A 7,875-nucleotide genomic window follows, 5' to 3' on the forward strand; every position below is an offset into this window, starting at 1 on the left:
AATGAGTTTGCTGACCCCGATGATGCGCAGCAGCTCGCTGACCGCCTGGTTTAGCGACGCGCAGCGGGTACAGGGGATGCTGGATTTTGAAGCGGCGCTGATCCGCGCCCAGGCCGCCTGCGGGATAGTGCCCCAGGCGGCCGTCGCGCCGGTGGTCAACGCCTGCCGGCATTCGCTTATCGATTTCTCCGCGCTGGGAGAGGCTGCAGCCGACGCCGGGAACCTGGCGATCCCGCTGGTCAGGCAGCTTACCGCCTGCGTTAAGGCTGCGGACCCGCAGGCCGCTCGCTACGTCCACTGGGGAGCCACCAGCCAGGATGCTATCGACAGCGGTCTGGTTCTGCAGCTGCGCGGCGCGCTGGCGGAGACCGATTCCCTGCTGCAGCGCCTGATGGCTGAATTTGCGCGGCAGGCGCAGCGGCATCAGCATACGGTGATGCCGGGGCGCACCTGGATGCAGCACGCGCTGCCGGTGACCTTTGGCCTGAAGCTGGCGGGCACTCTCGATGCGCTGCTGCGCTGGCAGCAGCGGCTGCGCGAAATGCGCGCCCGCGTGCTGGTGCTGCAGTTTGGCGGCGCGGCGGGCACCCTCGACTCGCTAAAAGGGCACGGACCGGAGGTCGCCGGGCGGCTGGCGGCCGAGCTTGGCCTGGCGCTGCCGGACACCCCGTGGCACAGCCAGCGCGATCGGCTGCTGGAAGTGGGGGCCTGGTACGCCGGGGTCTGCGGGACGCTGGGTAAATTTGCCAACGACTTTTCGCTGCTGATGCAGACGGAAGTTGCCGAAGTGGCGGAGCCGGTCGCAGAAGGCCGCGGCGGTTCGTCGACGATGCCGCACAAGCGTAACCCGGTCGGCTGCGCGGCGATCCTGACGGCGGCTCAGCGTACGCCGGGCCTGGTGGCCTGCCTGTATGCCGGCCAGGTTCAGCAGCACGAGCGCGCGCTCGGCGGCTGGCAGGCGGAGTGGGAGACGCTCCCTGAGCTGATTACCCTCGTCGGCGGCGCGCTGGAACAGAGCGTCGAGCTGGCGCGCGATATGCAGGTGTTCGCGCAGAAAATGCGCGCCGATCTCGATATGACCCACGGCCTGATTATGGCCGAAGCGGTGACCCTGGCGCTGGCGGAGTTTATCGGTAAGGCCGACGCCCATCATCGGGTCGAGGCGCTGTGCCGCCAGGCGATTGACCAGTCGCGCCCGCTGCTGGCGCTGCTGGAAAGCGACCCTCAGGTCAGCCAGCATCTTAGCGTAGCCCGTTTAACCCAGCTGCTGGACCCGACAACGGCTACCGGCAGTGCGGAAATTTTTGTGCGCCAGGTCGTGGCGCGTTACAAGGAACAACATGATGAACCTTGATTACCAGATTGACGGCCCGGAAGGTGCGCCGGTTATCGTTCTTTCCAACTCGCTGGGCACCACCCGGTCGATGTGGCAGCCGCAGCTTGGCGCGCTAACCGCGCGGTTTCGCGTGCTGCGCTACGACACTCACGGTCATGGTCAGACCGCTAAAAGCGGTAAGGTGACCCTCGCCCAGCTTGGCGAAGACGTTATTACGCTGCTCGATCATCTGCAGATAGAGAAAGCCTGGTTTTGCGGGATTTCGATGGGCGGACTGACCGGACTGTGGCTGGGACGCTTCGCCCCGGAGCGATTTTACGCCATCGCGGTGGCCAATACCGCCGCGCGAATTGGCGACCAGGCCAGCTGGCTCTCGCGGGCGCGGGCCGTCCGTCAGGAGGGGATGGACGTGGTGGCCGCCGGCGCGGCGGATCGCTGGTTTAGCCACGCCTTTCGCCAGAAGGCGCCGGAGGTGGTTGCATCCCTGTGCCATCAGCTGACCCATAGCGATGCTGAGGGCTATGCCGCCTGCTGTGAAGCGCTGGCGGCGGCCGACCTGCGCAGTGAAGTCGGGCACATCAGTCTGCCAACCCTGATTATCGCCGGGGAAAGTGACCCTGTCACGACGGTGGCGGATGCCAACTTTCTCCATCAGCAGATCCCCGCCTCGCAGGTGGTGGTGGTCTCCGCATCGCATCTGTCTAATATCGAAGCGGCGGGCGCATTCAGCGCCGCATTACTGGGATTCTTCCGGGGAGAGCAGCATGGATGACAAGGCGCGTTATCAGCAGGGAATGGCGGTACGACGTCAGGTGCTGGGCGATGCCCACGTCGACCGCACGCTGGATAAGCTGACCCCGCTCAATGAAGAGTTTCAGGACTTTATTACCCGCTACGCGTGGGGCGAAACCTGGACCCGACCGGGGCTGGAACGCCATACTCGCAGCATGATCACCATCGCGATGCTGATCGCGCTTAATCGCGAAGCGGAGCTCAAAATGCATCTGCGCGCTGCGTTTAATAACGGCGTGACCCGCGATGAGCTCAAGGAGCTGATTATGCACTCCGCGCTCTACTGCGGCCTGCCTGCGGCCAACGCCACGATGCACCTGGCGCAGCAGGTGTTTGACGATCTGGACGTGCAGCAGGCATAGGCCGCGTTCTCTGGCCGGGCCGCGAGCGTTTGCGGCCGGCTCTCCTCGCGTTAACCCTCTTTTTTGTTTATCTCTTCCGGCGCAGCGGCGGGCGCGGCGTACCAGTTTTCCTTCGCCACCACCACCGGCTCCTTCGGCTGCAGGACAAAGTTAGGCGACATTATCTGCACGTTAAACTCGTTGAACACGTCCAGCACGCTGCCGTGCAGCGCATTACGCCCTTCCGGTACGGTGGTTTCGGCAAGCAGCCGCACCTGCAGCTCGTAGGAGGTGTACCAGTCCATCAGCGCCAGCTTGCGCACTTTTGGCGGCAGGCCAGGGTCGATGCCCTCAGCGCGGTGCGCCGCCAGCTCCAGCAGGGCGCAGACCTGGCGCCACGGCGTATCGTAGCCAATCGTCACGCTAACGGTCAGGTTGACCCCCTGGCCGGGGTTCTGCGCGCTGAGGTTAATGATTTTGCCGCTCACCACCACCGCGTTGGGGACGGTGACGATGTAATTTTCACGGGTCTGAATTTTGGTAGCCAGCATGCCGATTTCGCTGACCTGACCCTCATCGCCGGCGATGCGGATCCAGTCCCCTTTGTGCAGCGCGCGCGAGTAAATCAGTACCAGCCCGCTCATGGCATGATTCATGATGCCGGTTGATCCCAGGGTTAACATCAGGCCGAAAAAGACGCTGATGCCCTTAAAGGCCAGCGAATTAGCTCCAGGGAGAAAAGGGTAAGCGGCGGAGAGGGCAAACAGCCAGATTGCCGCGGAGATAAGCCTGCGGGTGGCGCCGACGGTCTCCGGGTGCAGGCCGGGAATATGCAGGCGGCCGGCTTCAACCTGGCCGAGCAGCACCTTGACCAGGCGGATAATAAACCAGGTTATCAGGAAAATAATCAGCACAATCAGCAGGCCGGGCAGCGAAGAGATTATCGACAGCGCAATCTCCTGGATAACTTTCAGCGACCAGTCGCCCAGCGATTCGCTCCACACGCGGGTCCACGGAAAGAGGCCGAAGGCCCAGCTCAGCCAGACGTAAAGCGCCAGAGTGCCGAGCAGCACCATCAGCAGGGCATAGAGCCGGGTTTCAATATTGCCGAGGAAGCGCCGCCAGTTCTGCGGGATCCAGCTGCGTTTCTCGAGAATGCGCAGATTGAAAAAACGCCGCACCCGCCGCCACGAACGGTACGCGGCGTAATAGAGCAGGGCCAGCGCCAGGGCCCCGGCCAGGGTTTTGCCGACCGACAGCAGCAGATATGAGCGGTTGTACTGTTCGCGCAGGGAGGTCCGCTGCGCCTCAATCCGGGTGAGCGCGCGCTGGGCCGCCTGATCGAGGGTCAGATCGTCGCCTTCATCAAGATCGGCCTGGCTGAGCAGCATCACCGGTTTGTTGTTCATCATAAACAGGCGGCCAGGCAGGTTGTAGCGGGTAACCGGCACCACCTGCAGCGGCTGGCTGATATCGGCTTCCGTGAAGGCGCGCAGAGTATTACGTACCCGCAGCACGCGCTCTTCGGGGGTGGTCTGGCCGAAGGTTGCCTGCAGCATGACGATCGGCTGGTGGAAGATAAATACCGTGCGCGCCCGCTCGCGATCCGTTGGCTGCTCGCGCGGCTCGGCGGCGTGGAGCGGAAGCGCCAGCAGCAGCGTAAACCATGCCAAAAACAACGCCCGTACTCTGTTCATAAGCCGCACCCGGAAAGAGAGAATTATTGTTATTTTTCAGGCGCTCTAAGGCAGTGACTGACCTGAACCTGCTTTGAGCATAGCCGAGGGTCAGGCGAATTCAAGACTCGCCTGCAGGAGCGTGCCGGTGCCCGGGAAGCGGCAGGGGACGCCCCATCCTGACAAAATGTGCGATCTTCTTGACACAGCATTGACAAATAAATGCCTGGTCAGTAATTTCATTTGTAATTATTGACCAGGCAAATATCATGAATAAGCATCCGGGTATTATCAATAACAAGTTCCATCTGGGTTTATTAATCCATCTGGCAAATCAGTATAAAGATCAGCTTATTAGCCAGTACTTCTCCGGCATGGATATCACGGCCGCGCAGTTTAAGGTGCTGATCAGCATCTATAAGGGCGTCACCAGTCCGGTTGAGATCAGCAAAAATCTGGTCATGGACGCCGGGGCGATGAGCCGCATGGTGGATCGGATGGTCAAGCGCGATCTCATCAGCCGTTCGCCTAATCCGCAGGATAAGCGGCAGGTCGTGCTGGCGCTGACCGGCAAAGGCGAGCTGATTTGCGAGCGCTTTGTTAATGAAGCGCTGGCGTCAATCATCAGCGACCTTACCGCCCGACTGACCCCCGACGAGTCTCGTTTACTGGTAGAGCTAATGACAAAAATGCTGCCAGACGAAATTGTTGCTCCTCATCGCTAACGTATTCAAGAAGGTCCGCACAAGATGGAAACCACACCTGCACAGCACGCCGAGCGCGGCAGCAAGCGCAAACGCAACTTTATTATTTTACTGATTATTCTGCTGCTTGCCGCCGGCGGCGGCGTGGCATGGTATCTGCTGTATGCCCGCTACTATGAATCGACTGATGATGCCTACGTTAACGGCAACCAGGTGACGCTCACTCCGCAAATCGGCGGCACGGTGACCCAGGTCACGGTGGACGAGGGGGATTTTGTGCAGAAGGGGCAGCCGCTGGTGCTGCTTGACCCGAGCGATACCGAAATTGCGCTGCAGCAGGCGGAAGCCAATCTGGCCAACACCGTGCGCCAGGTTCGCGGGCTCTACAGCACGGCGGATAACTACCGCGCGCAGGTTGCGGCGAAAAGGGTCGCCCTGCAGACGGCGCAAAACGACTACGCCCGGCGGCAGAAAATCTACCAGAGCGGCGCCATCGCTGCGGAAGATCTCTCCCACTATCGCGACGCAGTCACCAGCGCGCAGAGCGACTTAGCCGCCGCTCAGGAGGCGTTACGCACCAACACGGCGATGGTTGATGACACGGTTATCGACAGCCATCCCGAAATTAAAAGCGCGGTAGCCACGCTGCGTCAGCGCTATCTGGATAATTCGCGCAGCACCATCGTTGCGCCGGTCAGCGGCTTCGTCGCCAAACGCGCGGTCCAGCTCGGCATGCGCGTCGATTCGGGAACTACCCTGATGGCTATCGTGCCGCTAAATGAGGTGTGGGTCGATGCCAACTTCAAAGAGAGCCAGATGAGCGCAATGCGCCTGGGGCAGAAAGTGACGCTGAGCGCGGACCTCTACGGCGACGACGTGGAGTACCACGGCACCATTGAGAGCCTGGGCATCGGCACCGGCAGCGCGTTTTCGCTGCTGCCCGCGCAGAACGCCAGCGGCAACTGGATCAAAATCGTCCAGCGTCTGCCGGTGCGCATTACGCTGGACCCGCATGATATGCAGAAAAACCCGCTGCGCGTGGGGCTGTCGATGAACGTTCGCGTTGATATTCGCGATACCGACGGCCATCTGCTGCCGCAGCAAACCGTTAGCGCCCCGCGTTTCACCACGGATGTGTATCAGAACCCGCTGGAACAGGCGGACCAGCTGGTGGCTAAAATCCTTCATGACAACAGCAAAGCGGTAGCCGCCGGCGCCCGTTAAGAGAGACGTTATGCAAGATAAGGCCGCATTTACGCCGCCCAATATGTGGCTGGCGGTGCTCGCGCTGTCGCTGGCCACGTTTATGCAGGTGCTGGACTCCACGATTGCCAACGTGGCGCTGCCGACGATCGCCGGCAACCTCGGGGTGAGCGCCGATCAGGGGACGTGGGTTATCACCTCGTTTGCGGTGTGTAACGCCATTGCGCTGCCGCTGACCGGCTGGTTTACCCGGCGCTTCGGTCAGCTAAAGCTGTTTATCGGCTCGGTAGTGCTGTTTACCCTGACCTCGTTCCTGTGCGGGTTTGCCCACAGCATGACCGAGCTGATTATCTTTCGCGCCCTGCAGGGCTTCTTCGCCGGGCCGATGTTCCCGATGTGCCAGACGCTGCTGCTGGTTATCTTCCCGTCGAGCAAGCGCAGCATGGCGCTCGCGCTGCTGTCGATGGTGACGGTCGTGGCGCCGATTGTTGGCCCCATAACCGGCGGCTGGATCACCGATAACTACTCCTGGCCGTGGATTTTCTACATCAACGTGCCGATCGGCATCTTTGCCGCGATTGTGGTCTGGACGCAGATGCGCGAGCGTGAAGAGACCACCACCCACGCGCCGATTGACTACATCGGCATTGCGCTGCTGGTGCTTGGCGTCGGGCTGCTGCAGGTGGTGCTGGATAAAGGCAACGACCTCGACTGGTTCGCCTCAATCCATATCGTCATTATGTCGGTAATTTCGGCGATATCGCTGGTTTCGTTCGTTATCTGGGAGCTGGGCGAGCGCCATCCGATAGTCAACCTGCGGCTGTTTAAGGACCGTAACTTTGCTATCGGTACGATCTCGCTGACCCTGGGCTACGCGGCGTTTTTTGCCATCAACATTATTCTGCCGCAGTGGCTGCAAACCCAGATGGGCTACACCGCCATCTGGGCAGGGCTTGCCGCCGCGCCGATGGGCGTGCTGCCGCTGGTGATGACGCCGATTATTGGCCGCTACGCCAATAATTTCGATCTGCGTATTCTGGCTTCGCTCTCGTTCCTGACCATGGGAGCTTCCTGCCTGATTCGCGCGCAGTTCAACACCGACGTCGATTTTCGCACCATCGCTGAAGTGCAGCTGTTTATGGGGATCGGCGTGGCGTTTTTCTTTATGCCGATCACCACCATCGTACTGTCGAACCTCAGCGGGGCGGAGGTGGCGGAGGGTTCCGGTCTGGCAACCTTCTTCCGCGTGCTGGGCGGCTCGTTTGCCTCCTCGCTGACTACCTGGATCTGGTCGCGGCGGGAGGTGTTCCACCATGCCAACCTGACCGAAAGCGTCTCCGCCTATAATCCGGCGGCGGTGGACTATGTGGAGAAGATGGGCGGAGCGACCCAGCAGCATATGGCGCTGATCGATAAAACCATCGAGCAGCAGGCCTATATGATGTCGACCATCGACTATTTCTGGGTGTTAGGCTGGGGCTTTATGGCGCTGATCGTGGTTATCTGGTTTGCCCGTCCGCCGTTCAGCCGCGCCGGAGCGCCGGGCGCGCCGTCCGCCGGACACTAGCCGCGCGGGGTCGAAAGGCGAGTCTGCTGGTCTGGCGGTGTTCCGCTCACCGGACCTTTGGCAGAACATGCGGCCTCGGCGCCAGGAGGCTGCCGCCAGCGGAGCGATCCCCCTGGCAAACTGAGAGGGATTCCGCTCACCGGACGCCTGAGGCGATAAAAGCGGCCTGTCCGCATGGTCACCGCATGGTTTGAATCATTGTTGCTATCCGCAACGATGGACGCCAGGTGGCGAAAAGGCGTGCAGCTGGGCCCTT

7 protein-coding genes are annotated in these 7,875 nt (G+C 61.3%); 6 read left to right on the top strand and 1 reads right to left on the bottom strand.

The genetic code is table 11. The features are described 5' to 3' along the window. The first annotated feature begins 1 nt into the window (after position 1). The 3 genes from RTE01_RS25495 to pcaC are packed head-to-tail and all read left to right on the top strand — an operon-like array spanning position 2 to position 2,490. Complete coding sequence (locus tag RTE01_RS25495) at positions 2 to 1,354, top strand: 3-carboxy-cis,cis-muconate cycloisomerase (protein ID WP_141335468.1); 1,353 nt, start codon at positions 2 to 4, stop codon at positions 1,352 to 1,354. Next, positions 1,344 to 2,108, top strand: coding sequence for a 3-oxoadipate enol-lactonase (pcaD, locus tag RTE01_RS25500; RefSeq protein ID WP_041145785.1), 765 nt, complete (start codon positions 1,344 to 1,346; stop codon positions 2,106 to 2,108). Before RTE01_RS25495 ends, pcaD begins: the two co-directional genes overlap by 11 nt. Further along, positions 2,101 to 2,490, top strand: a complete 390-nt coding sequence (gene pcaC / locus RTE01_RS25505) for a 4-carboxymuconolactone decarboxylase (protein WP_134526296.1) — start codon at positions 2,101 to 2,103, stop codon at positions 2,488 to 2,490. The genes pcaD and pcaC overlap by 8 nt, the downstream gene beginning before the upstream one ends. A 50-nt stretch (positions 2,491 to 2,540) precedes the next feature. On the opposite strand, the gene RTE01_RS25510 is transcribed toward pcaC, so the two are convergent. After that, positions 2,541 to 4,166, bottom strand: coding sequence for a mechanosensitive ion channel family protein (locus RTE01_RS25510; RefSeq protein WP_041145783.1), 1,626 nt, complete (start codon positions 4,164 to 4,166; stop codon positions 2,541 to 2,543). 248 nt (positions 4,167 to 4,414) lie between these two features. Here RTE01_RS25510 and RTE01_RS25515 point away from each other — a divergent pair, with 248 nt between their 5' ends. From RTE01_RS25515 to RTE01_RS25525, 3 genes are read left to right on the top strand one after another with little or no spacing between them, the layout of a single operon-like run. Continuing rightward, on the top strand, positions 4,415 to 4,870 hold the full coding sequence (locus RTE01_RS25515) for a MarR family transcriptional regulator (protein ID WP_041145782.1): 456 nt from the start codon (positions 4,415 to 4,417) through the stop codon (positions 4,868 to 4,870). 24 nt (positions 4,871 to 4,894) lie between these two features. Beyond that, the gene (locus RTE01_RS25520) at positions 4,895 to 6,073 is read left to right on the top strand and encodes an efflux RND transporter periplasmic adaptor subunit (protein WP_041145781.1); all 1,179 of its coding nucleotides are present in this window, start codon (positions 4,895 to 4,897) and stop codon (positions 6,071 to 6,073) included. Between the two features lie 10 nt (positions 6,074 to 6,083). Continuing rightward, positions 6,084 to 7,619, top strand: coding sequence for a DHA2 family efflux MFS transporter permease subunit (locus RTE01_RS25525; RefSeq protein ID WP_041145780.1), 1,536 nt, complete (start codon positions 6,084 to 6,086; stop codon positions 7,617 to 7,619). Positions 7,620 to 7,875: the final 256 nt, after the last annotated feature.

The organism is Klebsiella terrigena, assembly GCF_006539725.1.
In the GTDB taxonomy this organism is placed as follows: Bacteria; Pseudomonadota; Gammaproteobacteria; order Enterobacterales; family Enterobacteriaceae; genus Klebsiella; species Klebsiella terrigena.

Excerpts from the sequence above, each read along its gene's own strand:
- RTE01_RS25495 (WP_141335468.1), top strand. The coding sequence starts at position 2 with ATGAGTTTGCTGACCCCGATGATGCGCAGCAGCTCGCTGACCGCCTGG.
- pcaD (WP_041145785.1), top strand. The coding sequence starts at position 1,344 with ATGAACCTTGATTACCAGATTGACGGCCCGGAAGGTGCGCCGGTTATC.
- pcaC (WP_134526296.1), top strand. The coding sequence starts at position 2,101 with ATGGATGACAAGGCGCGTTATCAGCAGGGAATGGCGGTACGACGTCAG.
- RTE01_RS25510 (WP_041145783.1), bottom strand. The coding sequence starts at position 4,166 with ATGAACAGAGTACGGGCGTTGTTTTTGGCATGGTTTACGCTGCTGCTG.
- RTE01_RS25515 (WP_041145782.1), top strand. The coding sequence starts at position 4,415 with ATGAATAAGCATCCGGGTATTATCAATAACAAGTTCCATCTGGGTTTA.
- RTE01_RS25520 (WP_041145781.1), top strand. The coding sequence starts at position 4,895 with ATGGAAACCACACCTGCACAGCACGCCGAGCGCGGCAGCAAGCGCAAA.
- RTE01_RS25525 (WP_041145780.1), top strand. The coding sequence starts at position 6,084 with ATGCAAGATAAGGCCGCATTTACGCCGCCCAATATGTGGCTGGCGGTG.